This window comes from Pseudomonas beijingensis (genome assembly GCF_030687295.1).
GTDB lineage: Bacteria > Pseudomonadota > Gammaproteobacteria > Pseudomonadales > Pseudomonadaceae > Aquipseudomonas > Aquipseudomonas beijingensis.
In genome coordinates, this window is record NZ_CP117425.1 from 927,193 (window position 1) to 952,203 (window position 25,011).

Sequence of the window (25,011 nt, forward strand, 5' to 3'; positions counted from 1 at the left end):
GTGACGGGCATGTTAACTGAGCTGAACGACTTTTCCATTCACGTTGACAGCATTTTCCTAGGAATTGGTGGTCAGCTTCCTACAGCTGGCGGTAATTGTTGCCGGGGCTGGTCGCCATCCGGCCGCTCCGTATAATGCCCCGCATTGCCACTTGGTATGGATGAACGGATTGCATATGACTGAACAGCGCCCGATTGCGGTCCTGGGGGGCGGGAGTTTCGGTACCGCCGTGGCTAACCTGCTGGCCGAGAATGGTCACCCGGTGCGCCAGTGGATGCGTGACCCGGAACAGGCCGAGGCCATCCGGGTCAATCGCGAGAACCCGCGTTACCTCAAGGGCATCAAGATTCGCCCGGAAGTGGTGCCGGTGACTGATTTGCAGGCCACCCTGGAGGGCAGCGACCTGTTCTTCGTCGCCTTGCCGTCCAGTGCCTTGCGTTCGGTATTGGCGCCCCATGCCGAACGCTTGAGCGGCAAGCTGTTGGTGAGCCTGACGAAGGGCATCGAAGCCCAGACCTTCAAGCTGATGAGCGAGATTCTCGAAGAAATCGCCCCCAAGGCGCGGATCGGTGTGATTTCCGGTCCGAACCTGGCGCGGGAAATCGCCGAGCACGCGCTGACCGCCACGGTGGTCGCCAGTGAGGATGAGGAGCTCTGCCAACGGGTCCAGGCCGCACTCCATGGCCGCACCTTTCGGGTCTACGCCAGCGCCGACCGTTTCGGGGTGGAGCTGGGCGGGGCGCTGAAAAACGTCTATGCCATCATCGCCGGCATGGCGGTGGCGCTGGGCATGGGCGAGAACACCAAGAGCATGCTGATCACCCGCGCGCTGGCGGAAATGACCCGCTTCGCCGTCAGCCAGGGCGCCAATCCGATGACCTTCCTGGGATTGGCCGGGGTGGGCGACCTGATCGTCACCTGTTCCTCGCCCAAGAGCCGCAACTACCAGGTCGGCTTTGCCCTCGGCCAGGGCTTGAGCCTTGACGAGGCCGTGTCGCGCCTGGGTGAAGTGGCCGAAGGGGTCAACACCCTCAAGGTGCTCAAGGCCAAATCCCAGGAGGCGGGGGTGTACATGCCGCTGGTCGCCGGGCTGCACGCGATTCTGTTCGAAGGGCGCACGCTGGAACAGGTGATCGAGCTGTTGATGCGTGGCGAACCGAAGACCGACGTCGATTTCATTTCCACCAGCGGTTTCAATTGAACCGCTATTGACCGCAAGCAGGAGCGAGCCATGAACGATCCGCAAGGGCAACCCCAATACGAATCCATCCTGCTGCGTGTGCTGTGGATGGTGGTCTATCTGCTGGTCTGGCAGGTGGCGCAATTCATCCTCGGCGCCGTGGTGCTGGTGCAATTGATCTATCGACTGATCTACGGCGCGCCTAGTGCAAGCCTGATGAACTTCGGCGATAGCCTGAGCCAGTTCCTGGCCCAGATCGGCCGCTTCGGCACCTTCCACAGCGACCAGAAGCCGTGGCCGTTCGCCGACTGGCCGACCCCGCGCACGCCGGAAGGTGAAGCGCCACACGCCGTGGCACCGGCCCCGCACCCCGTCCGTGACGAGGAGCCGAAGCTATGAAACTGTGGATATTGCGGCACGGTGAGGCCGAGCCCCATGGTGTCCGCCCCGATCCGGAACGGGTCTTGACGGTGCATGGCCGCGAGGAGGTGTTGCTCAGCGCCGGCCGGTTGATGGGCGAGCCATTGCGGGCCATCTATGCCAGCCCTTATGTGCGTGCCCAGCAGACCGCGCAACTGGTGCGCGAAGCACTGGGTTTCGAACCTGAACTGATCACCGTCGATTGGCTCACGCCGGAAACCCGGCCGACGGAGGTGCTAAGGCATCTGGAGGACCAGGACGATGTGCTGCTGGTCAGCCATAACCCGTTGGTGGGCAGCTTGCTGGGCTTACTGCAGCACGGCCACCTGCAACAACCCGAGCAAGTGCAGACGGCTGGCCTGGCCGAGCTGGAAGGCGATATGCCGCTGGCCGGGGCGATGACGCTCAGGCGTCTGTGATGTGGGAGCAAGGCTTGCCCGCGATAGTGTCGACGAGCAACACCTGATCCACCCCCAGCGTTTGCATCGCGGGCAAGCCTTGCTCCCACAGTGCTATGCAGGATTGATTGCAACAAAAACAACAAAGGAAGGGCAACGATGAGTCTGTGGCGCACCACCCCCGACATCGAGAAACTGAACGCCGCCGGTAAAAACACCATCAGCGAAGTGCTGGACATCCGGTTCGAGTCCTTCGACGACGAATCCCTGACCGCCAGCATGGTGGTCGATCAGCGCACCCACCAGCCGTTCGGCCTGTTGCACGGCGGTGCTTCGGTGGTGCTGGCCGAAACGGTCGGGTCCATGGCTGCCTACCTCTGTGTGGACCCCACCAAATTCTATTGCGTGGGCCTGGAAATCAACGCCAACCACCTGCGCGGCGTGCGCAGCGGGCGGGTGACCGCCACGGCCCGGATGGTTCACCTGGGCCGTACCACCCAGGTCTGGGACATCCGCCTGGTCAATGACGAGGGCAAGGTCAACTGCGTGTCGCGCCTGACCATGGCGGTGGTGCCGTTGGGCGAGCAGCCGCCGGCGCGTTGAAACGAGGTTAATCCGCCCCCTGTGGCGAGGGGATTCTCTGTGGGAGCAAGGCTTGCCCGCGATGGCGGCGATGCGGTCTTTCAGAAATCGAGTCGCCTGTGTCGCGGGCAAGCCTTGCTCCCACAAGTCTCCTCGCCACATGGGGCAGCGCTTACAGCTTGATAGCCCCATAGCCCAAGCCCGACTGTCATCATTCCTGTCAGTTACGGTCATTGCCGCGCCGTCGGGTTCTGCGGACAATCTGCCACAGTTCCCCCAATGGATCGGCTGTCATGTCGCAACAGATTTTTTTCGCCCACGCCAATGGTTTTCCCTCGGCCACCTACGGCAAGCTGTTCGCCGCATTGGCGCCGCAGTACCAGGTCGCGCACCTGGAACTGCACGGCCATGACCCGCGTTTTCCGGTGGACGATAACTGGCACAACCTGGTGGACGAACTGATCCATCACCTGGAACAGCAACCGGCGCCGGTGTGGGGCGTTGGTCACTCCCTGGGTGGTGTGTTGCATCTGCACGCGGCGTTGCGCTGCCCCCAGTTGTATCGCGGCGTGGTCATGCTCGATTCGCCGGTGCTGACCCGTACCGACCAGTGGGTGATCCTGGCTGCCAAGCGCCTGGGGCTCATCGATCGCCTGACCCCGGCCGGCCGGACCCTGGGACGGCGTGAGGAGTTCGCTGACCTGGAATCCGCCCGGCAGTATTTTGCCGGCAAGACACTGTTCCGCAGCTTTGATCCGGATTGTTTCGACGCCTACCTGCAGCACGGCCTGCAGCAAGTCGGCGACCGACTGCGGCTGCGCTTCGACCCGGCCACGGAAATCAGCATCTACCGCGGCGTGCCGCACACCAGCCCAGGTCGGCCCCGTAAGCTCAAGGTGCCGCTGGCCGTGGTGCGCGGCCGGCAGAGTCGCGTGGTGATGCGGCATCACACCCGTTCGGTCGGGCGCATGCTCCATGGCGAATCCCTGAGCATGCCCGGCGGCCATATGTTTCCCCTCGAACGTCCACAAGACACGGCCAACCTGCTCAAGAATCTGTTCCAGCGTTGGGAAGGGCGCAGCGCATGAGTGTGGTCGAGGAGGTCCGCCTGAGCCTGCCTCACATCGAACTGGCGGCGCACTTGTTCGGCCCGGAAGACGGTTTGCCGGTGATTGCCCTGCACGGTTGGTTGGACAACGCCAACAGCTTCGCCCGCTTGGCGCCCAAGCTTGAGGGGCTGCGGGTGATTGCCCTGGACATGGCCGGTCACGGTCATTCCGAACATCGGCCGCCGGGCGCCGGCTATGCCTTGTGGGACTACGCCCATGATGTGCTGCAAGTGGCCGAGCAACTGGGCTTGAAGCGCTTCGCCCTGTTGGGGCATTCCATGGGCGCCATTGTGTCGCTGGTACTGGCCGGCTCTCTGCCGGAACGGGTGACGCACCTGGGGTTGATCGACGGGGTGATTCCTCCTACAGCCAAAGGTGATAACGCGGCCGAACGCATGGGCATGGCCCTGCAAGCCCAGTTGGATTTGCAGCAAAAACGCAAGCCGGTCTACAAGACCCTCGAGCGGGCCATCGAAGTGCGCATGAAGGGGCTGGTGGCGGTCAGCCGTGAGGCTGCCGAGTTGCTGGCCCAGCGTGGCCTGATGCCGGTGCCGGGGGGCTACACCTGGCGCACCGACAACCGCCTGACCCTGCCATCGCCCCTGCGCCTGACCGAGGACCAGGCCATGGCGTTCGTCGCCCGGGTCGGTTGTCCGGCGCATCTGGTGGTGGCGGCCGACGGCATGCTTGCCCAGCACCCGGAACTGCTGGAGCGTCTACCCTTCAGTCATGAGCAGTTGCCGGGCGGCCATCATTTGCACCTGAACGACGAGGTCGGTGCCGCGCTTGTAGCAGACTGTTTCAATCGGTTCTTCACCGCTCCTTGACTTGCGCCGGGCAACTGTCGAGGCTGGGCGGGTTGAAAGGGAGACAACCATGACAGACCTCTGTTTGCCAGCCTCGCGGCACATCGACGACGCCCGTTGCGTTCAAGTGTCCCAGGCAAAGCCGATCCGATGAAATTATCCGCTCACTCACTCGTCCTGCTGGCGCTGGCCTGCCTCAGCCCGGCGTCGTTCGCCGTCGATGTGCCGGGCAGTCGCGATCTGGATCGCGTGCCGCGCATGCCCGATGCCCAGATTGTCGATTACCGGCAGACCGGCGACCTGGAACGTGTCTACCCCATGGGCTCGATCCGCAAGATCAGCGGCCAGTTGCGCTTTGACGGCCAGGTCGATGCCCGTGGGAATGTCACGTCGGTTACCTATGAACTGCCGCCGGAACATTCCGCCACCCAGGCCTTCACCGCGGCTCGCGAAGCGTTGCAGAAACAGGGTGCCGAGCTGTTGTTCTGGTGCCAGGCCCGCGATTGCGGCGAAAGCAGCCTGTGGGCCAACGACGTCTTCGGCAATGCCAAGCTCTATGGCGCCGACAACGGCCAGGCCTTCCTGCTGCTGCGCCTGGCGCCGCCCGCGGACAACACGCTGATTGCGCTGTATGCCATCACCCGCGGCAATCGCAAGGCCTACCTGCATGTCGAGCAGTTCGAGGCGAATGCTGCGCTGGGGGACTTGCTGCCGACCTCGGCCACCCTGCTGCGCCAACTCAAGGACACCGGTGTCCTGGACTTGCCGCGTCTTGCCGGTGAGCCGGACGACACCTGGTTGCGCCTGTTGTCCCGGGCGCTGAACCTGGACACGGGCCTGCGGGTCAGTATCGCCGGTCCCCGGGCCGAGGACTGGCTTGAGGCGCTGGCGGGCCAGGGTGTCCGGGCGGCGCGCATGGAGGCCGCCAGCGGCGAGGCGGCGGGATTGCACCTGGAATTGCTGCGCTAAGCTGTTTCGGGGCAGCGGGTTCACACCGTTGCCCCGGTCCTGTTCATTTTTTCGAGACCCTACATGCTCAATAACGATCGGCTGTTGGTGCAGATCCTGCTCCTGGTGTTGTTCGGCGCAAGCCTCTGGGTCATGGCGCCGTTCTGGTCGGCGCTGTTCTGGGGTGCGGTGCTGGCGTTCGCCAGTTGGCCGTTGATGCGCCTGCTGACCCGTTGGGTCAATGGCCGCGAATCCCTGGCGGCGGCGTTGCTGACGGTGGGCTGGATGCTGTTGGTGGCGGTGCCGCTGGTGTGGCTGGGGTTCAACCTGGCCGACCATGTGCGCGATGCCACGGCGTTCATCAGGGACGTGCAGGTCGACGGCTTGCCGGAAGCGCCCGTCTGGCTGGCCGGCGTGCCGCTGGTGGGCGGGCGACTGGTCGGCATCTGGAACAGCATCGATCAGCAGGGCGCGGCCATGATGGTGTCCATCAAACCGTACCTGGGGCAGGTGGGCAACTGGCTGTTGGCGCGCAGTGCGCAGATCGGCGGTGGCATCCTCGAACTGACCCTGAGCATCGTATTCGTGTTCTTTTTCTATCGCGACGGCCCGCGCCTGGCGGTGTTCGTCCACGGGTTGCTGGAGCGTCTGATCGGCGACCGTGCCGGTTACTACATCGAGCTGGTGGCCGGTACGGTGCAACGGGTGGTCAACGGCGTGATCGGCACCGCGGCGGCCCAGGCCGTGCTGGCGCTGATCGGTTTCCTGATCGCCGGGGTGCCGGGGGCGCTGGTGCTGGGGATCGTCACGTTCCTGCTGAGCCTGATCCCCATGGGGCCTCCCCTGGTCTGGATCCCCGCCACGGCGTGGCTGGCATGGAAGGGTGAATACGGAATGGCGGTGTTCCTCGGCATCTGGGGCACGTTCATCATCAGTGGTGTGGACAACGTGCTCAAACCCTACCTGATCAGCCGAGGCGGAAACCTGCCCCTGGTCATCGTGTTGCTGGGGGTGTTCGGCGGATTGATCGCCTTCGGGTTCATCGGCCTGTTCATCGGCCCGACCCTGTTGGCGGTGGCGTACAGCCTGTTGACGGACTGGAGCAAAAGCCAGGCTCGATAGTTTGAATGCCGAGCATTTGTGGTCCGAGCACCAGTGGCGAGGGAGCTTGCTCCCGCTGGCTTGCGAAGCGACCCCAAACCAATCACCTTGATCTACCTGACACACCGCGTTATCTGGCTTTAGGGCCGCTACGCAGCCCAGCGGGAGCAAGCTCCCTCGCCACGGGGTTACGGCATAGCGCAGTGCCATGTCGGGGGGCGATGAGATTTACCGATCATCGGGTCCCGCACGGGCGCTCGTTCCGCTACAATGCGCGCCGATTTCGACTTGCCTGAGAGCCCGCTCATGTCCGCCTGCCAGACGCCCATTATCGTCGCCCTGGATTTCCCCACCCGTGACGCCGCCCTGAAGCTGGCCGACCAGTTGGACCCCAAGCTTTGCCGGGTCAAAGTCGGCAAGGAACTGTTCACCAGTTGCGCTTCGGAAATTGTCGGGACCCTGCGTGACAAGGGTTTCGAAGTGTTCCTGGACCTGAAATTCCACGACATTCCCAATACCACCGCCATGGCGGTCAAGGCAGCTGCGGAGATGGGCGTGTGGATGGTCAACGTGCATTGCTCCGGTGGCCTGCGCATGATGGCGGCTTGCCGTGAAGTGCTGGATCAGCGCAGCGGCCCGAAACCGTTGCTGATCGGCGTGACCGTGCTGACCAGCATGGAGCGCGAGGACCTGGCCGGGATCGGTCTGGACATCGAGCCCCAGGAGCAGGTGCTGCGGTTGGCGGCGCTGGCGCAGAAGGCCGGCCTGGACGGTCTGGTCTGCTCGGCCCTGGAGGCCAGCGCCCTGAAAGCGGCCCACCCGTCGTTGCAACTGGTGACCCCGGGGATTCGTCCGGCGGGCAGCGCCCAGGACGATCAACGCCGCATCCTGACCCCGCGCCAGGCGCTGGACGCCGGCTCCGATTACCTGGTGATCGGTCGCCCGATCAGCCAGGCGGCTGATCCGGCCAAGGCATTGGCGGCGGTCGTGGCCGAACTGGCCTGATCAAACACTGAAAACCCCTTGATGTGGGAGTGAACCTGTGGGAGCGAGCTTGCTCGCGATAGCGGTGCGTCGGTCAATATCAATGTTGACTGACGCGGCCCCATCGCGAGCAAGCTCGCTCCCACAGTTGTTTTGTGTAGACCTTGAGAGCCAGCTCCCACAGTTGATGTGTATCAGACCTTGAGTACGAGTTTCCCGAAGTTCTCCCCACTGAACAACTTGGTCAGCGTCTCGGGGAAGGTCTCCAACCCTTCGACGATGTCTTCCTTGCTCTTGAGCTGCCCCTTGGCCATCCAGCCGGCCATTTCCTGTCCGGCGGCGGCGAACTGGGAGGCGTAGTCCATGACCACGAAGCCCTCCATGCGTGCCCGGTTGACCAGCAGGGACAGGTAGTTGGCGGGGCCCTTCACCGCTTCCTTGTTGTTGTACTGGCTGATGGCGCCGCAAATCACCACGCGGGCCTTGAGGTTCAGGCGGCTGAGCACGGCATCGAGGATGTCGCCCCCGACGTTGTCGAAATACACATCCACGCCTTTGGGGCATTCGCGCTTGAGACCGGCGTGGACGTCTTCGTTCTTGTAGTCGATGGCCCCGTCGAAGCCCAATTCATCGACCAGGAATTTGCATTTGTCGGCGCCGCCGGCGATGCCCACCACACGACAGCCTTTGAGCTTGGCGATCTGCCCGGCGATGCTCCCCACCGCACCGGCGGCGCCCGACAGCACCACGGTCTCGCCGGCCTTGGGCGCGCCGACGTCCAGCAGGGCGAAATAGGCGGTCATGCCGGTCATGCCCAGGGCGGACAAATAACGGGGTAGCGGTGCCAGTTTCGGATCGACTTTGTAGAAACCCCTTGGCTCGCCGAGGAAATAATCCTGCACGCCCAGGGCACCGTTGACGTAGTCCCCGACCGCGAACCCGGGGTTGTTCGAGGCGATCACCTGGCCGACACCCAGCGCTCGCATCACTTCACCGAGACCGACCGGTGGGATATAGGACTTGCCCTCGTTCATCCAGCCGCGCATGGCCGGGTCCAGGGACAGATATTCGTTCTTCACCAGGATCTGGCCGGCTGCCGGCTCGCCCACCGGTACTTGCTGATAGGTAAAAGTCTCGCGGGTCGCGGCGCCTACCGGGCGTTTGGCGAGCAGGAACTGGCGATTGGTCTGGGCAGTCATGGTTGGCACTCAAGATGAATGAAGACTTGTTGATAGACCTTCGAAGCATTTGCCGCAAGGTTCGCAGCCTCAGCGAATGCACTTCGATCCAACCCAGTGATAGTGCCTCCAGGGCCGTTATCACTGGCGCCCATGAACGTTCAACCGGCATCTGGATAGTGCTGCCGTGCCACGGGAGGCTGTGGCTACACTGGCGCGACCCCGCATTCTTCGAGGAATTGACAATGAGCATGACGTTTTCCGGACAGGTCGCCGTGGTAACCGGCGCCGCCGCAGGCATTGGTCGCGCCACGGCCCAGGCGTTCGCGGCAGAGGGCCTGAAAGTGGTCGTGGCCGACCTGGACGTAGCGGGCGGCGAGGGCACGGTGCAGTCGATTCGTGATGCGGGCGGCGAAGCGGTGTTCGTGCGCTGCAACGTGACGTTGGAAAGCGATGTGCAGCAGCTGATGGACGAGGTGATCAAGACTTACGGACGCCTTGACTATGCCTTCAACAACGCCGGGATCGAGATCGAGAAGGGCAAGTTGGCCGACGGTACGCTCGACGAGTTCGACGCGATCATGGGCGTCAATGTGAAGGGCGTCTGGTTGTGCATGAAGTACCAGTTGCCCTTGCTGCTGGCGCAGGGCGGCGGTGCTATCGTCAACACGGCCTCGGTGGCCGGCCTGGGCGCTGCGCCGAAGATGAGCATCTATGCCGCTTCCAAGCACGCCGTGATCGGCCTGACCAAATCGGCCGCCATCGAATACGCCAAGAAAAAGATTCGCGTGAATGCGGTCTGTCCGGCGGTGATCGACACTGACATGTTCCGTCGCGCCTATGAGGCGGACCCGAAAAAAGGCGAGTTCGCCAATGCCATGCACCCGGTGGGGCGTATCGGCAAGGTCGAGGAAATCGCCAGCGCCGTGCTCTATTTGTGCAGCGATGGCGCGGCGTTCACCACTGGCCATTCCTTGGCGGTGGACGGCGGGGTCACGGCGTTCTGAGGACGGTTCCCTGAGCTTGTAGGACGAAGCCCGCACTGGTTGCGGGCTTTTTCTTTGGGCGGTGAAAAAAAGCTCGGAGCGGCCTATCAATGTGTTTCAAAGGGTGAGAATCGGCGGTTTTGGCGACGTTGTCGTACATCGTTGGCGGGTGGCCTGTGCTTAACTGTTTCCGGAAATAAAACAAACGCTTAGGAGCTTGGTTACTCATGGAGTTGAGAATCGACCGGCAGGCCTTGGTGCCTGTCGTGCAGCAAATCGTCGACGCGCTGACCGGCTGGATCCGACAGGATGCGGTGCAACCGGGGACTCGCCTGCCGTCCGTGCGCCAACTGGCGCGGCAGAACCTGCTCAGCCAGTCCAGCGTCAATGAAGCGTGTGAGCGCCTGGTTGCCCAAGGCCTGCTGGCGTCCCGGCATGGCTCCAGCTTTTTTGTCGCACCACCTCTTGCATCCGGGCACGCGTGCACTGACCCGGATCGGTGGCAAGACACGCTCGCCGAGGGCGGTGATTCCTCGCAATGGGCGTTGAAGCTGGGATGTGGCGGGTTGCCCGAGAGCTGGCGTGAAAGCGATGACCTGGGTTATGCGATCCGGCAGGTTACCCGCACCGATATGGCGGGGCTGTTCAACTACAGCACATCGCTGGGGCTGCCCGCCCTGCGTGAACAGCTGTCCAGGCGCCTGAAGCAGCTCAATATCGAGGCCGATAAAGACCTGATCCTGACCACCACCGGGGCCACCCATGGGCTGGACTTGATCGTGCGGACACTGTTGCAGCCAGGCGCCTGCGTGGTGGTGGAGAGCCCCGGTTATCCAAGCCTGTTCGACCTGCTCAAGTTGCACAAGATCGACATGATCGAACTGCCCAGGACCCCGCGGGGCCCGGACGTTGATGTGTTGCAAGAGTTGTTGGCGACACATCGGCCCAGTGCGCTGTTCGTCAACAGTGCCTGCCACAACCCGACCGGCAGCAACCTGGCACCGGCCGTGGCCCAACGGTTGCTGCAACTGACGAAGCAACACGCCGTGCTGGTGATCGAAGACGATGCCTATGGCGATTTCCAGAACTCGGCGCGGACCCGGCTGGCGGCGCTGGATGCCGACGTGGTCTACGTGGGCAGTTTCTCGAAGACCCTGAGCAGTTCGTTGCGCGTCGGTTTCGTAGTAGCCGGGCCGTCCATCATCGCGCGCCTGAGCGAGGTCAAGGGCATTACCAGCATGGGCGGGTCGCGGTTCTGTGAGTCGGTGCTTGCCAATCTCTTGGCCAACGGGGCCTATCGCAAACTGGTCCAGCGCCAGCGGCAGCGTTTGGGCGTCGATACGGCGGCACTGCTGCAGGTATTGGAGGATGCTGACTGGGAGGTCTTTGGCAAACCCGCTGGCGGGCTTTTCATCTGGGCAAGATCGCCAATGAGTGACTACGCTGGATTACAACGTCTGGCCAAGCGCTTCGGCGTGTTGCTGTCTTCGCCCACGGCCTTCAGCCCCTCGGGCGCCGACAGCGACTGGCTACGGATCAACGTGGCCTATGCCCGTGATTCCCGGGCGCTGGGTTTTTTCCGGGCCGCGGCTCTGGATCGACCTCAAGTGTCCTGAAAACGACGCGGCTGTAGCTTTTTGCCATTATTCCGACGCCAGCACCTTGTGTTGCAGGGCGTCTCGTTGCGAATCTGCAATCAACACACACTGGCAGAGGACTGAGCGCAATGATTTCGGCCGTGCAAGGACGTTTTGCCAACCTGGGTATGGCAAAAAAACTGGGTATCGGATTTGTCCTGGTGCTGCTGTTGACCGCTGTGGTCGCGGCCATCGGCGTCTGGTCCCTGCAGACCATCAGCTATCGCTTCGATGGCCTGAAACAGATGTCGTCCCTCAACAGCGGGTTGCTCAAGGTCCGGCTGCTGGAGCAGGAATACGCCTCGCGTTCCGACCCCAAGACGGCCGATGCCCTGCGCCAAGGGGTCGACGGGCTGCTGGCCCTGGCGAACGAACTCAAGGCGCAGTCGCCTGCCAACGTGCCGGTGATGAACGACGTCGAGCAGGCGCTGGGGGCCTATCGCAAGGCATTCGACGAGTTTGTCGGGTTGAGCCAGAGCAAGGACCTGGCGCTGGAAATGGCCAGTTGGTCGGTGTCCAGCGTGGCCAACAACCTCGATGTGCTGCAGGCCGGGCTGGCGGATGACGGCACCTATACCTTGAAAGACTCCGAAGGCAAGGAAGGAGCCGAGTTCATCGAACAGGCCAACCAGATCAGCGAAGTGTCGCGGCTGATGCTGCAAGCCATGAATGAAGCGCGGGTTCGCTTGGACCAGAGCCGCAAAGGCAATGTTGAGGGCGCCGGTGAAGGCAGCATCGAACAGGCCGAGCAGGCCATGAAACAGGCCGAAGCGCTCAAGACTACGGTCAAGGACCCGGGTTACCAGACCGTGCTGAACGAAGTGGCCGGGCATATCGCCGGGTTCAATGAACAATTGGCCGAATACACCGGCCTGCTGGCGAAGGAAAAAGTCGTCTACCAGCAACTGCACGAGCGTGCCGCCCAGGTGGTGGAGCGGGTTGACCAGGCCTTCAGTGCCGAAGACCATGCCATGCAGAGCGAACTGAAGAAGAATTCGCTGCTGATCATCGGTTCGTCGGCCTTGGCATTGCTGGTGGGGTTGATCGCAGCGTGGGTCATCACCCGACTGATCGTGACGCCGCTGCGCAGTGTCATTCGTGTTGCCCAGCGGATCGCGGCGGGCGACTTGAGCGCCACGGTGGAAGTGACGCGCCGGGACGAGATTGGCCAGTTGATGCAAGCGATGCAACAGATGGGCGCCGGGCTGAGCAGTATCGTCAGCGGCTTGCAGGCCGGGATCGAGCAATTGGCCAACTCGGCTCAATCGTTGTCGACGGTGACCGAACAGACCAACCTGGAGGTCAGCAGTCAGAAAGAGGAAACCGAGCAGGTTGCCACGGCCATGAACCAGATGACGGCCACGGTGCACGATGTCGCACGCAATGCCGAAGAAGCGGCACAAGCGGCCCAGACCGCCGACGACAAGGTCGAAAGCGGCCAGCAGGTGGTGCGCCAGAGCATGGTGCGCATCGAGCAACTGGCCGATTCGGCCACGTCGGCCAGTTCCAGCATCGAAAGCCTCAGCGCCGAGATCCAGAACATCGGCACGGTGCTGAGTGTGATCAAGAGCGTGGCCGAGCAAACCAACCTGTTGGCCCTCAATGCCGCTATCGAAGCGGCCCGCGCCGGGGAGCAGGGCAGGGGGTTTGCGGTCGTGGCCGATGAGGTGCGGGCCCTGGCCAGGCGCACGCAACAGTCCACTGAGGAAATCGAGCGGCTGGTGAGTGCCTTGCGCTCAGCGGCCCAGGCTTCCGTGCAGCAGATCCAGAGCAGTGGCGAGTTGGTGAAGATGGCCGTCAGCGACGCACTGCAGACCGAGAGCGCCTTGGGCAGCATTGCGGCGGCGGTGTCGTTGATCCAGCAGATGAACCAACAGATCGCCGCGGCGGCCGAGCAGCAGAGCTCGGTGGCCGAAGAGATCAATCGCAGTGTCACCAGCATTCGCGCCAGCGCCGATCAATCGTCCCTGGCGATGCGCGGCAATGCCGCTTCCAGCATCGAGCTGGCGCAGTTGGGGATTGAGCTGAAAGGGATGGTGGGGCATTTCAAGTTGTGACAAAGACGATGCAGCTCTTGTGGCAGCTCTTGTGGCGAGGGGATTTATCCCCGCTGGGGTGCGTAGCACCCCCAACAAGTTGTCTTGGTCCGTCTGAGCAGATCGAGCTATCTGATTTCAGGGCTGCTGCGCAGCCCAGCGGGGATAAATCCCCTCGCCACAATGGGGAAGGCTTGATAGCCCGGCCCTAGTATCAGTCGTAGACCTTCTTCTTCTTCCACTCGTCGTTTATTTCGTCGTCCTTCAAGCCCTCGGTCAACTGGTTGACCTCGCCCTCGACCGGCTGGGTGCTGGCCAGGACCTGGGCATTGGCGCGGGCCAGGAGTTTCTCCAGGTAGGCCAGTTGTTCGGCATAGACCTGTGGTTCCTGTTGCTTGCGCAGGTACTGCACGCCGCGTTCGAAGGCCAGGCGGGCCTGCCCGGGTTGTTCTTGTTGCAAAGCCTGCTGGCCGAGGTTGTTGAAGAACTCGATGTGCAGCAGCACCAGGATGTGCCGCACTTCACGGATCCAGCGCTTGGCTTCGTTGGGTGGCAGGAAACCGTCCTGGGCGGCGCGGGTGATCTGGCCGTGCAAGGCTTCGAGTAGGAAACGAACGTCCTTGGCCTTGGCTTCGGTCTGGATCGGTGCCGGCGGATTGCTCACCGGGATCGACTCCCCCTGGGCAGCCAGTGCGCTCAGTTCGTCCAGGCGTGCCTTGACCGCGGAATTGGTTTTATCCAGGTTCAGCAGGCGCTGGCAGACATTCATCTCAAGGCGGGTCATCAACAACTTCAAGGCTGGCGTCATCAACTGCCCGGGGAAGGTTTCGGTGAGCTCGCCACAGCGACGCATGCGGTCGTTGAGTTCTACCTTGGTGCGGGCCTTTTCCAGCTTGTTGTTTTCCACCACGTGGTTCATGTAGCCAATGGCGATCAACAGGGCGATCCCGGCTACGACGAGCAGGGTGATCATGAGTGGTGTCACCGGTAAGACCTCTTTATTAGGGTACGCATGTCATGAGTGTAGTGGCTTGGCTTTTAAGCGCATAGGCCCGAGCGACGTGATTAGACGGGCGTCGTGCTGTTTATAGGAAGCATGACCGGGTAGGAGCACATTGCCATCATTTGCCGGGCGCGACTATAGCGCCTCGGCGGACGACAGAATATAGGCGTCAGAGACCGGACGAGCAAAATGTATGGATCGCCCCCTCAAACCGGGCGAAGTCATTGATTTAAATAAATTTATATCTGGGGGTTGACGACCCTTCAATCCATCCATAGAATGCGCGCCACTTACAGCGTAAAGCACTCAGCCAAACGCTCTAAGGAGTGAATGTTGTACGTGTGTCCCCTTCGTCTAGTGGCCTAGGACACCGCCCTTTCACGGCGGTAACAGGGGTTCGAGTCCCCTAGGGGACGCCAATGCGGGAATAGCTCAGTTGGTAGAGCACGACCTTGCCAAGGTCGGGGTCGCGAGTTCGAGTCTCGTTTCCCGCTCCAATTTTAAACAGCGTTGCTTTCGGGCAGGGCTGAGTGAAGCCAGAGCCGCCATCTTCGGGTGCGGATTTGGGCACTGAAATACACACCATGTGTTTCAGTTAGCGTGTCCCCTTCGTCTAGTGGCCTAGGACACCGCCCTTTCACGGCGGTAACAGGGGTTCGAGTCCCCTAGGGGACGCCATTTGCGGGAATAGCTCAGTTGGTAGAGCACGACCTTGCCAAGGTCGGGGTCGCGAGTTCGAGTCTCGTTTCCCGCTCCAAATTAAAAAAAACGCCGCTCATACGAGCGGCGTTTTTTTATGCGCGTGAAAAGGCCATGGTCTTTAACGAACGATTTTGTTGTCTGAGGGCGCTTTCCGCGCTTTACCTTAATAATGAAGGTGACGCGAACGTACTTCATGCAAAACTTAAGGGAAAACGCTCAAGAAGATTAATAGTTCATTCCTAAAGAAAAGCTCTTCTCCTAACCTTCCAGTACCCGTTCTGGAGGTGCACTTATGCTGATTTTTGTTAAATCGATGGTCATTGGGCTGTGCATTGCCGCCCCTGTGGGACCTATTGGGCTGCTGTGCATACAGAGAAGCCTCATGCTGGGATGGCGAGCCGGTTTCGCGACGGGATTAGGGGCCGCCACCGCCGATTCGATCTATGGATTCATCGGGGCCCTGGGGGTCACGGCCATCATCGCGACGCTCATCAGCTTTAAACCTTGGTTGTGTATCTTTGGCGGGCTGTTCCTCGCCTACATTGGCTATCAGACAATACGATCGAAGGGCGGCGCGACCGCCATGGCGGGTGAGCGGGCCAACATGTTCAAAGCCTACTCGACCACGCTGTTCCTGACCCTGTCGAACCCCATGACCATCTTGTCGTTCATCGCGATATTTGCCGCGTTGAGTGATGGCATGGCCAGTGATCAAGGCGGCCAGCACGCCTTGCTGCCAATGGTGACCGGTATATTCCTGGGTTCGGCTGCCTGGTGGCTGGGGTTGAGCGGGTTTTCCTCCATTTTCAAGGCGCGGATTGCCGAATCGAAGCTGAGGCTGATCAACTACTTTTCAGGGGCGACCATCACCATTCTGGGGGCCTACCAGGTCGCCACTGGCGTCATGCTGGCTACGGCAACCTGATCTGATCCGCGTAACGAGGTCTTACTGCAGTCTGGACTCAACATACGCCCTGAAACGGCCTATTGCCTGGGTGACGTCCGGGGCGCTGGCATTGCTGAATGAAAGCCTGACCTGGTTAGCCGCTTCATTCGTCAGCGAAAATAAAGTGGTGGGGAATACGATTACCTTGAACTGCTGGGCGCATTCGCGCATTTCGCAATACCCAAAAGCGAAAGGCAGCTGCAGATTGATGAAGAAGCCGCCTGCCGGATGGTTCCAGCTGACCGTTCTTTGGCCGCCGACCTTGGGTGGGAATTCACGCTCCAGGCATTCAAGCATGTGGTTTCTTTTGTTCGTATAGGACAACACCCTGGGTTGGTTCAGCCCTTTCAACGAGTAGTCGTTCTCGATCAGCAAGCCGGCGACGACCGCTTGGCACAGGGCAGGGGTGTTGACGGTGATCAAGCTCTTGGCCTTGCACAACTTTGTGCTGAACGACATGACGCCGGGGCCCAGCGGCGCGACCACATACCCCATGCGCACGCCCGGAAAAATCGATTTGGCAAAGGAGCCCAGCAAGAACACCCGACTGCTGTCGATGGACTTCATGGACGCAATGGCCTCGCCTTCATACCTGAAGTAACGGTAGGCCGTGTCTTCCAGGATGAAAAAGTTCTTTTCACTGGCCAAGGAAAGCATGGCTGTCCTGGCGTCATAGGAAAGGCTGTCGGCGGTCGGATTGCTGAAGTCCGGAATGGCATAGAGTGCTTTGGTTTTTTCCCCTCTGGATTCAAGTTCTTCAATGATCTTGCGCAGGGCGATCAGGTCGAGAAAGGCCGCCATGGGGACGGGGACTATTTTTATGCCCAGCAGTTTTGCGATGCCCGTGACCCCGGAAAACACCGGGTCAGGCACTAATAAAACCCCGCCGCCTTCAAAGATGGACAGTAGCGTCAAGGTACAGGCTTCCTGAAACCCCAGGCACACCACGATGCTTTCAGGGTTGGAGACGGTTATCCCTTCATCGACCTGCAAATAGGTGGCGATTATTTCATTGATGATTCCCGAGGTTTTTCCATATTGGCAAAGCAGCGTCGCCAGTGATTGCTCGGTGCCGGCAACGTGATGTTTGTATCGGGCCAGTCCCCTGTCGATGAGAGAAAGGTCGCACTGCTGATCGTCGGGTCGACCGGAGGCCAGTGAAATGGCCTCCGGGTTTTCCTGGGCGATGGAATTAAGAAGGTGGATGACGTTCAGGATGGGGTCTTCGAATATCGTGTTTTCGAATGCGCTGGACACTTTTTTCTCCATAAAAAAAGCAACGAGCCAGTGAAGGCTCGTTGCTTGTGCTGACACGTTATGCAGGATCGAGTGAGTGTTTCTGATCGACCTTGCTTTCCATGGTTTCGAATGCCTGTAGCAGGTCCTCCTTGAGGTCTTCAAGATCCTCCAGGCCAAAGCACAATCGAACCAGGCCTTTCTCGATGCCCATGTCCGCTTTTTCCTGATCCGTCATCGAGGCGTGGCTGCCACTGAAGGGTTGGGCGACCATCGAGGTCACGCAGGCCATACCGGTGCCTGTGCCAAACCATTTGAGTGCGCCGGTGAATGTTTTATAAAAGGGCACCAGGTCGGGCCGTATATCAACAAACACAATGCCGCCATAACCGGTCAACTGCTGGCCATCGATGCGTGGGTAATAGACATGCTCGATAAAAGGCAGCTCGCGCAGATAATTGAGCATGCTTGCTGTCGTCTGGCTGTGTTTTTCCATGCGCAGGTTGAACGTCTGCATGCTCCTGCGCAGCAACCAGGCGCTATTGGGGGTGAGTATCGTGCCTGAGTAGAAGCGGCCCTCAAGAAGACGGTTGTAAATCGTCTCATTGTTGACCAGCACCAGCCCTCCCATGACATCACTGTGTCCAGAGAAGTATTTGGTGGCGCTGTACAGGGAAATGTCGGCGCCAAAATTCAACGGCTTCTGAAAGATTGGCGTGGCCCAGGTATTGTCGACGACCACCAGCGCCTGCGGGTTGTGTTGCTTGACGGCCCGGCTGACCGCGTGGATATCAATGTCTTTCAGGAACGGGTTGGTCGGTGTTTCGAAAATGACCATGTCGACGTTCGCCGGCAAGTCCTTCAACCCCTCTGCCGTGGTGAGATCCAGAATCGCCAGGTGCGCGCCGATACGTGCCGCATAGCGCTGGAACAATTTATAAGAACAGCCATAGATGTATTTGTTGATGACCAGCGAAGCTCCCGGTTTCAACAGTTCCAACACCATATAAATCGCGCTCATCCCGGTGCTGTAGGCCAGGGCATATTCGCTGCCTTCCAGGGACGCGACGACCTGTTCCAGTTCACTCACATTGGGATTGGCTTTCCTTGAATAGAAGAAGGCCGAGTCAGCGTTGAAAGCGCTGCACTGATAAATAGGTGTTACCGAAGGGTGGGCGTCCCGGTCATCCACCTTGATATGAAGTATTTCAGTAGACGTTTTCATGCTTGGCTGACCAGTTTGATGACCTGTTCATACATGTTTTGCTTGCCCTCGTAACCCACGGTCGGGGTGATGTCATTTTGCGAAATGCCAATCTCTTCAATCGACTCTGTCGGGAAGTGAGCCCTGTCGAAGACTTCATGAAGGTTGGAGTTCACGCCGTTGGGAAGCCAGACCTCAGGGCCTGTTTCATCGATGCGAGCCTTGGCAATGATGAATCGATAGCTTTCATGCGGGCGCAGGGTCAGTGATTTCCACTCGCTGTTATGTCCATCCGTGTAGTTGCGTCGCAGGTAGACGGTCTGTTCGAAGTCTTCGGTATTCAGCACTTGGGCGTGCAGTGACACGATGTCCCCGTGCCATTCGAACTTGCGTTTCTCGTAAGTGCTCAACGCATCCTCGCGCAGCTCGACGGGGGCGTTCGCCTGGTGTTCGCCGAGTAATTTGAAATGCGCATCATGCCCGCATTGAGAGCAGCCCCCTTTACTGTCCAGTCCGATGATTTCAGCGTTCAAGCCATAACGAGTGACGAGCAGGGCGTTACAGTGGTTGCAACTGGTGTTGGTCCCCTCGACGTCATTCACGTTCCCCAGGTACACGTGCTCGACACCCATGCTGCGAGCGACGTCCCGAGCCTTCAGGAGCCTGTCCACAGGTGTACGGATGCTGTTGCTCATCTTGTAATCGGGGTGAAACCTGACGAAGTGCAGCGGTACGTTCGGGCCCAGTTCATCCAGGACCCACTGGCTGATTTTCCGGGCCGTTTCTTCGTCGTCGCTGATGTCGGTCACCATCAAGGTGCTGACCTCGACATATTTGCCGGCGTCATAGACTTTCTTGATACCGGCCAGGACGGGTTCTACCCAGCCGGTGGTGACCTTGCGGTAGTATTCCGGGGAAATGGATTTCAGCGAAATCGAGAAAATATCGATGACTGGCAATAACTCATCAATGGCTTCTTCACTGATGAAGAATGCCGATTTATAGAGATTGATCAGGCCTGCTTCCTTGGCCAGCTTTGCCGTGTCGAGGATGAATTCGTGCCAGACGACGGGATCGTTATAGGTCCAGGAAATGACGCGTATGCCGTGCTTGAGAGCGGTTTCCACTACCTGCTCAGGGGTGTAGTAGTAAACGTCCTTGTCGGTGACGTATTTGGCCTGCGATGTCTTCCAGTTATGACAGTAACCGCAGTTGAGCATGCAGCCGATATTGCCCAGCGACAGAATCCGCTCCCCAGGGGCAAAGTGGAAAACGGCTTCGGTTTCGATGGTCTCTTCGGTGCTGTGAACGCCTTTGCCGTAGTTCAATGTAACGAGCCTGCCCCCACGGTTTCCGCGCACTTTGCAAAAACCTACCTTGCCTTCCTGGATGACACAGTTGCGTGGGGAAAGATGACACTTCACAGCGCCCCCGGGGAGTATTTCTTCGAGTTTTGCCGGGCTGCTTTCCAAGGTCCAGTTTTTATTTTTTGTAGTGTCCATCTTTCACTCCTCATCACGGAAGTTGCCATCAATAGCATCGGTTTGAAAAAGTCGAGGCGAAACAATTTTGCCGCCCTATAGGGCAGTCATAGTTATGGGTTATTAGTAAGCGGATGAAGCGCTCATCAATCCATAGTTTTTAAGCGCAAAGCGCTTGGCATTCATATTCATGAACGGTTGAATAAGCGGGCCGATCACCAGCAGAAATGCAATCGTGCCTATACCGAAGGGCCCGCCTAAAAGCCAACCGCTGGAAAAGATGCCGATTTCAATGAGCATTTTGGCTTTGGTGAACGACCAGTTCCATTTGGAGACCATGGTCAGCACCACCAGGTCCATGATCCTGATGCCGATGCCGCTCATGATGATCAATGCGGAGGAATAGGCACACAGCACCAGCCCCGAGGCCAATAACGCGTACTCATTCAGCCTGACGATCAAGTACTCGCCGAGTCCCAGCCACGACCAGAGATCAATCAACAGCCCGGTCAGCGTGGTGGTAATGAAGGGACTTATCGGCGGGTATTTTTTGTTCCAGAGCATCCACCATGTCAGGAAAAACAGCGACACGATCGCCGAGCAAACACCCATGCCCAGCGTGAGTATTTTATCGATGGAGATGATCAAGACGTCTAAAGGATCAGTACCCAGTTGACTGATGATGAAGCACTTGGCGCCCAGCGAAAAGAAACTGACACCCATCAGGTACATCAGTAACTGATCTTTCTTGAAATACCGAAGACTTAGGACTTGCGTGCCAATGTGTTGAACGAGCGGGTGAGGTTTTTTTTCACACTTTTTCTTTTCATCTTCCATGCGAGCACCATCCCTGGAGAGAATATTTTATTATGAGTGCGTCACGCAAAAGAGCAGGGCTGTTGATTGCCCGGATTCTTTTCTGGTCTTTCAGGCTGGAAATAGACTAGCGCCATGCTTTATTTTGGTGCATGCTTTTTTTAATGAAAAACGCGGGCTTTTCATTAAAATTTATACTTTTAACCGGGGAAAACGCACATGGATCGTATAGACGTCAAAATCCTGGGTAAGGTACAGGACTGTGGTCGCATTTCCATCACAGAGCTTTCCAAGCACGCGGGGCTTTCTATTCCTGCCACTAACGACAGGTTGCGCAAACTTGAAGACTCCGGGGTCATCAAGGGCTATTGCGCTCAGTTGGATCCGACCAAGCTGGGCTACGGCATATCGGCTGTCGTTGGCATCACCACCCTCAAGCCGGCGAAAGCCAAATTGATCGCGACACTCACCGACATACCCGAAGTCGTCGAGTGCCTGCACATCACGGGAAACGACTCCTATCTGATCCGGATCTACGCCAGATCCATGGCAGAGATCGAGGACATCATTGCGAAAATCAACGCGTACGGTGAGACGCGTACCAGCATTGTCCTGTCCATTCCTATCGAGAGAAGAAAGCTCGTCCCGTGAGCCAGGGCGTCGGCCACCATCAACCCTCAAGGCTGTGTACCAGGTTTTCAATCGCTTCCAGGGCCGCCTCATCCGGAGGCGGCGGAGTAGGATTTGCACTGCGCATCTGGTACGCGAGCCGGTACTCACTGGGCGTGCAACTGGCGTATTGCTTGAAGGCGCGGGCGAAGTAGGACGGGTCCTTGAAGCCGGCCTCGTAGCCGATGCTGGTGATGGGCATCTGGCTGTTATCGAGCAGTTCCTTGGCGAAGCTCATGCGTTTGTTCAGCACGTAGTCGGTGAAACCGAGCCCATTGGCTTCCTTGAACACCCGGCTGAAGCGAAACGTCGTCATGCCGCAGCGCTTGGCCAGGTCGCGCTGATCGATGCTGTCGCGAAAATGCTGGTCGATGTACAGCATGATGTGACTGAGGGCCTGGTGCTTCTGGTGCCCTGAGGTCAGGCGAATGCTGTCCGGCAGGGTCGGGGAGTGGTCGATCTGCGAGGTCTTTCCCCGGCCGTTGGCATGGCGGCGCAGCTCACACAGTTGTGACACGGCCGTGAGGTAGCGCTTTCGTTCGGCGACAGACAGGGGCAGCACCATGTATTCCCAGACACTGGAGCGCATGGCCCACACCGCCAGCTCTTCGGAGTGCTGCACGGTGAACATGGTGATGGGCGTGCCCGGCACGATCCGCTTGATCTCCAACAGGCGTCGCAGGCCCGCCGTGTCCGGGCGGTCGAAATGGATGCAGATCATGTCGACCTGTTCCGTGCTGGGCAGCATGGCGTTTTTTGCCAGCGTGCAGTCGCACGTGTCCTGGAACTGGGAGACGAGTTCCTGGGTGGATCGATCATGAGTCAGATCAACCCATAACAGCTTTGGCTTTGCAGTCGGGTTTGGCGCCATAGGACTACTACTCACAGGTGCTTGCTGCCCTTTAGCTAGCAGTATTGTCACTGTGCCATCACTTCGCCGAATAATTTTTTATAAAAATTCGATCTTTTAGCGCCAGCTCCCTCGTGGGAAGCCCGTATCGGCCTGTTGCACGGATGGATTCCCCGTCCCGGAGCCTTCGCCACGCGGCGCAAAAAAATCCTAGCGATGTGCAAAATCCTCCTAACGGCTATGACCACCTGCTGACTAGGGTTGCATCAGGCAGTTCGCAATGTACTGCCTCTTTGAAAAACAACCCGATGAGGTGCGCGAAATGACTCTTCAAACTATCAAGGCTTCGGTACTGAAGTTCGCCAAAGATGAAGACGGCCTGACCATTGTGGAATACGCCGTGGCCGGTGGGTTGATCACGGTGGCTGTGGCGGCGATGTTCGTCTTGTTGGGCGGTGCCGTGAACACCCGGATTACCGCACTCTGCGCCGCGGTCAAGGGCGCTGCCTGCTGACAAGCGCTCCCTGTCGGGAACGGGATGAAGCCCATCGAGGCACCGGTTTCAGCATGGTCTGATAAAGCTTCGAAGTATTTGCTCAATGGGCTTCGTGTTGTTCTTGATCAGCCGGTTTTGTTGCCGTTGAAGTGAGGTAAATGACATGAAAGTTCAAAGACTCAGAACTTCGATAGTTAAGTTTATCGATGATGAAGATGGTCTGACCATTGTGGAATACGCCGTGGCCGGCGGGCTGATTACGGTGGCGGTTGCCGCGATGTTCGTTTTGCTGGGCGGTGCGGTGAATGATCGGATCACTGCGCTTTGTGCAGCGGTTAAAGGTGCTGCCTGTTAACCCCAACCGCACTATGGAGACGCATCATGTCCATGGAATTGCTGATGTTGACGGTATTGCTGCTAGGACTGCTGGGCGTGGCGGTGGTGAGCGATCTGCTTCGCCACCGCATCCCCAACACGCTGGTCCTGTTGGGCCTGGCCCTGGGATTGGCCGGCCAGGTGTATACCGGCGGGATCGGCGGCCTGGGCGACAGCCTGCTGGGCATGCTGATCTGTTTCGGGTTGTTCCTGCCCATGTACGCGGTCGGTGGCATGGCCGCCGGTGACGTCAAGCTGATGACCATGGTCGGCAGCTTCCTGCCTTTTCATTACGCACTGTGGGCGGCGCTGTTCAGCCTGATCGCCGGCGGTGTATGCGGTGTCCTGATCGTCCTGGCCCGCGGCCAACTGCTCCAGACCCTGGGACGCTACTGGTTGATGGTGCGAGCCCAGGCTTATCTGGCGCCGACTTCGGACGAAGTGGCCGGTAAACCCTTTCCTTATTCGATTGCGATCCTGATCGGTACTTTGAACAGTGTTTACTGGCAACTGGTTGCCGGCGGCTGGGGAGTCTAGTCATGCACGTCATCAACGATAGCGATGCCTACCCCAGCGAACGGGAAGCGGTACAACGCCTGGCGCCACAGCCATGCACCATTCGCGACACCGGCTTGAGCGACAGCTTCCTGGGTGAGTTGGTGTGTAAGCACCTGCACGATGGCGGCGTGCTGGATATGTCGCGACTGGTCGAGCGCCTGGCCCTGACCGGCGCGGTGTTGGAGGAAGTCCTGGCGTTCCTGCGCAAGGACGGTCGTGTCGAAGTGCTGGGCCAGTTGGGGCAAACCGGTGGGCAGACGCTGCGCTATGGCCTGACCGAGCGCGGCCGCAGTTCCGCCCGGGATGCCTTGGCCCGCAGTGGCTACATCGGCGCGGCGCCATTCCCGGTCAGCACCTATCGCTCGCTGATCAAGATCCAGACCATCCACCACGGCCGCATTACCGCCAAGGACATGAACCAGGCGTTGGCGGGGATGGTGCTGAGCCAAGGCATGCTCGACCAGTTGGGCGTTGCCCTGAATTCAGGGCGGGCGATCATGATCTACGGCCCGGCGGGCACGGGCAAAACCTACGTCAGCAGCCGGCTGATCCGGTTGTTTGCCGAAGCCATCTGGGTGCCCCATGCCATCGTTATCAACGAGTCGGTGATCGAAATCTACGACCCGCAGGTGCACCAGCGCCTGGACGACAACGGCCAAACGAACAACCTGATGCTCAACGAAGGCATCGACCGCCGGCTGCTGTGCTGCAAACGCCCGATCGTCATCACCGGCGGCGAGCTGAGCATGGAGCAGTTGGACGTGCGCTACGACCCGTTCACCCGGCAATACCAGGCGGCGTTGCAACTCAAGGCCAGCAACGGCCTGTTCATCATCGATGACATGGGCCGCCAGCGCATGGCGCCCGCCGAGTTACTCAATCGCTGGATCGTGCCCATGGAGGAGAAGCGCGACTTCATCAACTTGGGCGGCGGTCGGCATTGCGAACTGCCGTTCGACCTGGTGCTGGTGTTTTCCACCAACCTCAACCCCCTCGAATTGGCCGACGAGGCCTTCCTGCGGCGCATTGGCTACAAAGTGCAGTTCGGCTACCTCAAGCCCGAGGAGTACGAACGCATCTGGCGCCAGGAGTGCGAGCGCCTGGGCATCCCGTTTGACCCGCTGTTGGTGCGTTATGTGCTGCAGCAGTTGTATGCAGGCGAAGGCATGCCGCTGGTGCCTTGCCATCCCCGTGACCTGTTGAACATGGCGCTCGACCGCCAACGTTACCTGGGCGGTTCCGGCCCCCTGTCGCCGCAGGAACTGGAATGGGCCTGGCACAACTACTTCGTTCAGCTCGACTTCCTTTGA

General features: G+C 59.6%; 25 protein-coding genes, 4 tRNA genes and 1 pseudogene. 23 read left to right on the top strand and 7 right to left on the bottom strand.

Going from position 1 to position 25,011, the window contains the following annotated elements; genetic code table 11:
- Positions 1–175 precede the first annotated feature (175 nt).
- The 9 genes from PSH84_RS04300 (at position 176) to pyrF (ending at position 7,549) form a co-directional block, all read left to right on the top strand.
- A complete protein-coding gene (locus PSH84_RS04300) occupies positions 176–1,201 on the top strand; it encodes an NAD(P)H-dependent glycerol-3-phosphate dehydrogenase (RefSeq protein ID WP_122565943.1) in 1,026 nt (341 codons plus the stop codon).
- Positions 1,202–1,231: 30 nt separating this feature from the next.
- The gene (locus PSH84_RS04305) at positions 1,232–1,579 is read left to right on the top strand and encodes a DUF4389 domain-containing protein (protein ID WP_053123936.1); all 348 of its coding nucleotides are present in this window, start codon (positions 1,232–1,234) and stop codon (positions 1,577–1,579) included.
- A complete protein-coding gene (sixA, locus tag PSH84_RS04310; protein ID WP_305482334.1) occupies positions 1,576–2,019 on the top strand; it encodes a phosphohistidine phosphatase SixA in 444 nt (147 codons plus the stop codon). Before PSH84_RS04305 ends, sixA begins: the two co-directional genes overlap by 4 nt.
- A 138-nt stretch (positions 2,020–2,157) precedes the next feature.
- Complete coding sequence (locus PSH84_RS04315; RefSeq protein ID WP_122565941.1) at positions 2,158–2,601, top strand: hotdog fold thioesterase; 444 nt, start codon at positions 2,158–2,160, stop codon at positions 2,599–2,601.
- Between the two features lie 272 nt (positions 2,602–2,873).
- Entirely contained in the window at positions 2,874–3,668 is a 795-nt protein-coding gene (locus tag PSH84_RS04320) for an alpha/beta fold hydrolase (protein WP_305467911.1), read from the top strand.
- Entirely contained in the window at positions 3,665–4,516 is an 852-nt protein-coding gene (locus PSH84_RS04325) for an alpha/beta hydrolase (protein WP_305467910.1), read from the top strand. The genes PSH84_RS04320 and PSH84_RS04325 overlap by 4 nt, the downstream gene beginning before the upstream one ends.
- 129 nt (positions 4,517–4,645) lie before the next feature.
- Complete coding sequence (locus tag PSH84_RS04330; protein WP_305467909.1) at positions 4,646–5,464, top strand: DUF4892 domain-containing protein; 819 nt, start codon at positions 4,646–4,648, stop codon at positions 5,462–5,464.
- A gap of 63 nt (positions 5,465–5,527) precedes the next feature.
- Positions 5,528–6,565 carry an AI-2E family transporter gene (locus tag PSH84_RS04335; protein WP_122565937.1) on the top strand — a complete coding sequence of 346 codons (1,038 nt, stop codon included), beginning with the start codon at positions 5,528–5,530 and terminating at the stop codon, positions 6,563–6,565.
- A 285-nt stretch (positions 6,566–6,850) separates the two neighbouring features.
- The gene (pyrF, locus tag PSH84_RS04340) at positions 6,851–7,549 is read left to right on the top strand and encodes an orotidine-5'-phosphate decarboxylase (RefSeq protein ID WP_160893102.1); all 699 of its coding nucleotides are present in this window, start codon (positions 6,851–6,853) and stop codon (positions 7,547–7,549) included.
- 173 nt (positions 7,550–7,722) lie between these two features.
- On the opposite strand, the gene PSH84_RS04345 is transcribed toward pyrF, so the two are convergent.
- On the bottom strand, positions 7,723–8,727 hold the full coding sequence (locus PSH84_RS04345) for an NADP-dependent oxidoreductase (protein WP_122565935.1): 1,005 nt from the start codon (positions 8,725–8,727) through the stop codon (positions 7,723–7,725).
- Between the two features lie 224 nt (positions 8,728–8,951).
- Between PSH84_RS04345 and PSH84_RS04350 the strand changes: the two genes are divergently transcribed.
- From PSH84_RS04350 to PSH84_RS28915, 4 genes and pseudogenes are all read left to right on the top strand, one after another.
- On the top strand, positions 8,952–9,713 hold the full coding sequence (locus PSH84_RS04350; RefSeq protein ID WP_122565934.1) for an SDR family oxidoreductase: 762 nt from the start codon (positions 8,952–8,954) through the stop codon (positions 9,711–9,713).
- Between the two features lie 206 nt (positions 9,714–9,919).
- Entirely contained in the window at positions 9,920–11,308 is a 1,389-nt protein-coding gene (locus PSH84_RS04355) for an aminotransferase-like domain-containing protein (protein WP_305467906.1), read from the top strand.
- Between the two features lie 992 nt (positions 11,309–12,300).
- Positions 12,301–12,477, top strand: a pseudogene (locus PSH84_RS28910) (HAMP domain-containing protein); the annotation flags it as partial.
- A gap of 204 nt (positions 12,478–12,681) precedes the next feature.
- A complete protein-coding gene (locus tag PSH84_RS28915) occupies positions 12,682–13,386 on the top strand; it encodes a methyl-accepting chemotaxis protein (protein ID WP_420480621.1) in 705 nt (234 codons plus the stop codon).
- 193 nt (positions 13,387–13,579) lie between these two features.
- Here the strand turns inward: PSH84_RS28915 and PSH84_RS04365 are convergent, their stop codons facing one another.
- Entirely contained in the window at positions 13,580–14,338 is a 759-nt protein-coding gene (locus tag PSH84_RS04365) for a hypothetical protein (RefSeq protein WP_122565931.1), read from the bottom strand.
- Between the two features lie 373 nt (positions 14,339–14,711).
- Here PSH84_RS04365 and PSH84_RS04370 point away from each other — a divergent pair.
- The 5 genes from PSH84_RS04370 (at position 14,712) to PSH84_RS04390 (ending at position 15,995) form a co-directional block, all read left to right on the top strand.
- Positions 14,712–14,787: transfer RNA gene (locus PSH84_RS04370), tRNA-Glu, on the top strand.
- 2 nt (positions 14,788–14,789) lie between these two features.
- Positions 14,790–14,865 (top strand) — tRNA-Gly (locus PSH84_RS04375).
- Positions 14,866–14,970: 105 nt separating this feature from the next.
- Positions 14,971–15,046 (top strand) — tRNA-Glu (locus PSH84_RS04380).
- Positions 15,047–15,049: 3 nt separating this feature from the next.
- A tRNA-Gly gene (locus tag PSH84_RS04385) sits at positions 15,050–15,125 on the top strand.
- A gap of 237 nt (positions 15,126–15,362) precedes the next feature.
- Positions 15,363–15,995 (top strand): LysE family translocator, encoded by a 633-nt coding sequence (locus PSH84_RS04390; protein ID WP_072406398.1) that lies wholly within the window; start codon positions 15,363–15,365, stop codon positions 15,993–15,995.
- A 21-nt stretch (positions 15,996–16,016) separates the two neighbouring features.
- Here the strand turns inward: PSH84_RS04390 and PSH84_RS04395 are convergent, their stop codons facing one another.
- The 4 genes from PSH84_RS04395 to PSH84_RS04410 form a co-directional block, all read right to left on the bottom strand.
- Positions 16,017–17,273, bottom strand: coding sequence for an aminotransferase-like domain-containing protein (locus PSH84_RS04395; protein WP_305467904.1), 1,257 nt, complete (start codon positions 17,271–17,273; stop codon positions 16,017–16,019).
- A 58-nt stretch (positions 17,274–17,331) separates the two neighbouring features.
- A complete protein-coding gene (locus tag PSH84_RS04400; RefSeq protein ID WP_305467903.1) occupies positions 17,332–18,477 on the bottom strand; it encodes a trans-sulfuration enzyme family protein in 1,146 nt (381 codons plus the stop codon).
- A complete protein-coding gene (gene amrS / locus PSH84_RS04405) occupies positions 18,474–19,958 on the bottom strand; it encodes an AmmeMemoRadiSam system radical SAM enzyme (protein WP_305482335.1) in 1,485 nt (494 codons plus the stop codon). The genes PSH84_RS04400 and amrS overlap by 4 nt, the downstream gene beginning before the upstream one ends.
- A 102-nt stretch (positions 19,959–20,060) precedes the next feature.
- On the bottom strand, positions 20,061–20,774 hold the full coding sequence (locus PSH84_RS04410; RefSeq protein ID WP_122565928.1) for a YczE/YyaS/YitT family protein: 714 nt from the start codon (positions 20,772–20,774) through the stop codon (positions 20,061–20,063).
- Between the two features lie 198 nt (positions 20,775–20,972).
- Here PSH84_RS04410 and PSH84_RS04415 point away from each other — a divergent pair, with 198 nt between their 5' ends.
- The gene (locus PSH84_RS04415) at positions 20,973–21,404 is read left to right on the top strand and encodes an Lrp/AsnC family transcriptional regulator (protein ID WP_122565927.1); all 432 of its coding nucleotides are present in this window, start codon (positions 20,973–20,975) and stop codon (positions 21,402–21,404) included.
- A gap of 19 nt (positions 21,405–21,423) precedes the next feature.
- On the opposite strand, the gene PSH84_RS04420 is transcribed toward PSH84_RS04415, so the two are convergent.
- Positions 21,424–22,293, bottom strand: a complete 870-nt coding sequence (locus tag PSH84_RS04420; protein ID WP_305483157.1) for a response regulator transcription factor — start codon at positions 22,291–22,293, stop codon at positions 21,424–21,426.
- A 301-nt stretch (positions 22,294–22,594) separates the two neighbouring features.
- On the opposite strand from PSH84_RS04420, the gene PSH84_RS04425 reads away from it, so the two are divergent.
- The 4 genes from PSH84_RS04425 to PSH84_RS04440 all read left to right on the top strand — a co-directional run bounded on the left by PSH84_RS04425 (position 22,595) and on the right by PSH84_RS04440 (position 25,011).
- Positions 22,595–22,786 (top strand): Flp family type IVb pilin, encoded by a 192-nt coding sequence (locus PSH84_RS04425; protein WP_030138367.1) that lies wholly within the window; start codon positions 22,595–22,597, stop codon positions 22,784–22,786.
- A 145-nt stretch (positions 22,787–22,931) separates the two neighbouring features.
- Positions 22,932–23,123, top strand: a complete 192-nt coding sequence (locus PSH84_RS04430; RefSeq protein ID WP_305482336.1) for a Flp family type IVb pilin — start codon at positions 22,932–22,934, stop codon at positions 23,121–23,123.
- Between the two features lie 26 nt (positions 23,124–23,149).
- The gene (locus PSH84_RS04435) at positions 23,150–23,680 is read left to right on the top strand and encodes an A24 family peptidase (protein WP_305482337.1); all 531 of its coding nucleotides are present in this window, start codon (positions 23,150–23,152) and stop codon (positions 23,678–23,680) included.
- A 2-nt stretch (positions 23,681–23,682) separates the two neighbouring features.
- Positions 23,683–25,011 carry a DUF8689 domain-containing protein gene (locus PSH84_RS04440; protein ID WP_122565923.1) on the top strand — a complete coding sequence of 443 codons (1,329 nt, stop codon included), beginning with the start codon at positions 23,683–23,685 and terminating at the stop codon, positions 25,009–25,011.

Bases quoted from the DNA above. Each gene is read 5' to 3' on its own strand.
- PSH84_RS04300 (WP_122565943.1), top strand. From the start codon at position 176: ATGACTGAACAGCGCCCGATTGCGGTCCTGGGGGGCGGGAGTTTCGGT.
- PSH84_RS04305 (WP_053123936.1), top strand. From the start codon at position 1,232: ATGAACGATCCGCAAGGGCAACCCCAATACGAATCCATCCTGCTGCGT.
- sixA (WP_305482334.1), top strand. From the start codon at position 1,576: ATGAAACTGTGGATATTGCGGCACGGTGAGGCCGAGCCCCATGGTGTC.
- PSH84_RS04315 (WP_122565941.1), top strand. From the start codon at position 2,158: ATGAGTCTGTGGCGCACCACCCCCGACATCGAGAAACTGAACGCCGCC.
- PSH84_RS04320 (WP_305467911.1), top strand. From the start codon at position 2,874: ATGTCGCAACAGATTTTTTTCGCCCACGCCAATGGTTTTCCCTCGGCC.
- PSH84_RS04325 (WP_305467910.1), top strand. From the start codon at position 3,665: ATGAGTGTGGTCGAGGAGGTCCGCCTGAGCCTGCCTCACATCGAACTG.
- PSH84_RS04330 (WP_305467909.1), top strand. From the start codon at position 4,646: ATGAAATTATCCGCTCACTCACTCGTCCTGCTGGCGCTGGCCTGCCTC.
- PSH84_RS04335 (WP_122565937.1), top strand. From the start codon at position 5,528: ATGCTCAATAACGATCGGCTGTTGGTGCAGATCCTGCTCCTGGTGTTG.
- pyrF (WP_160893102.1), top strand. From the start codon at position 6,851: ATGTCCGCCTGCCAGACGCCCATTATCGTCGCCCTGGATTTCCCCACC.
- PSH84_RS04345 (WP_122565935.1), bottom strand. From the start codon at position 8,727: ATGACTGCCCAGACCAATCGCCAGTTCCTGCTCGCCAAACGCCCGGTA.
- PSH84_RS04350 (WP_122565934.1), top strand. From the start codon at position 8,952: ATGAGCATGACGTTTTCCGGACAGGTCGCCGTGGTAACCGGCGCCGCC.
- PSH84_RS04355 (WP_305467906.1), top strand. From the start codon at position 9,920: ATGGAGTTGAGAATCGACCGGCAGGCCTTGGTGCCTGTCGTGCAGCAA.
- PSH84_RS28915 (WP_420480621.1), top strand. From the start codon at position 12,682: ATGACGGCCACGGTGCACGATGTCGCACGCAATGCCGAAGAAGCGGCA.
- PSH84_RS04365 (WP_122565931.1), bottom strand. From the start codon at position 14,338: ATGATCACCCTGCTCGTCGTAGCCGGGATCGCCCTGTTGATCGCCATT.
- PSH84_RS04390 (WP_072406398.1), top strand. From the start codon at position 15,363: ATGCTGATTTTTGTTAAATCGATGGTCATTGGGCTGTGCATTGCCGCC.
- PSH84_RS04400 (WP_305467903.1), bottom strand. From the start codon at position 18,477: ATGAAAACGTCTACTGAAATACTTCATATCAAGGTGGATGACCGGGAC.
- amrS (WP_305482335.1), bottom strand. From the start codon at position 19,958: ATGGACACTACAAAAAATAAAAACTGGACCTTGGAAAGCAGCCCGGCA.
- PSH84_RS04410 (WP_122565928.1), bottom strand. From the start codon at position 20,774: ATGGAAGATGAAAAGAAAAAGTGTGAAAAAAAACCTCACCCGCTCGTT.
- PSH84_RS04415 (WP_122565927.1), top strand. From the start codon at position 20,973: ATGGATCGTATAGACGTCAAAATCCTGGGTAAGGTACAGGACTGTGGT.
- PSH84_RS04420 (WP_305483157.1), bottom strand. From the start codon at position 22,293: ATGGCGCCAAACCCGACTGCAAAGCCAAAGCTGTTATGGGTTGATCTG.
- PSH84_RS04425 (WP_030138367.1), top strand. From the start codon at position 22,595: ATGACTCTTCAAACTATCAAGGCTTCGGTACTGAAGTTCGCCAAAGAT.
- PSH84_RS04430 (WP_305482336.1), top strand. From the start codon at position 22,932: ATGAAAGTTCAAAGACTCAGAACTTCGATAGTTAAGTTTATCGATGAT.
- PSH84_RS04435 (WP_305482337.1), top strand. From the start codon at position 23,150: ATGTCCATGGAATTGCTGATGTTGACGGTATTGCTGCTAGGACTGCTG.
- PSH84_RS04440 (WP_122565923.1), top strand. From the start codon at position 23,683: ATGCACGTCATCAACGATAGCGATGCCTACCCCAGCGAACGGGAAGCG.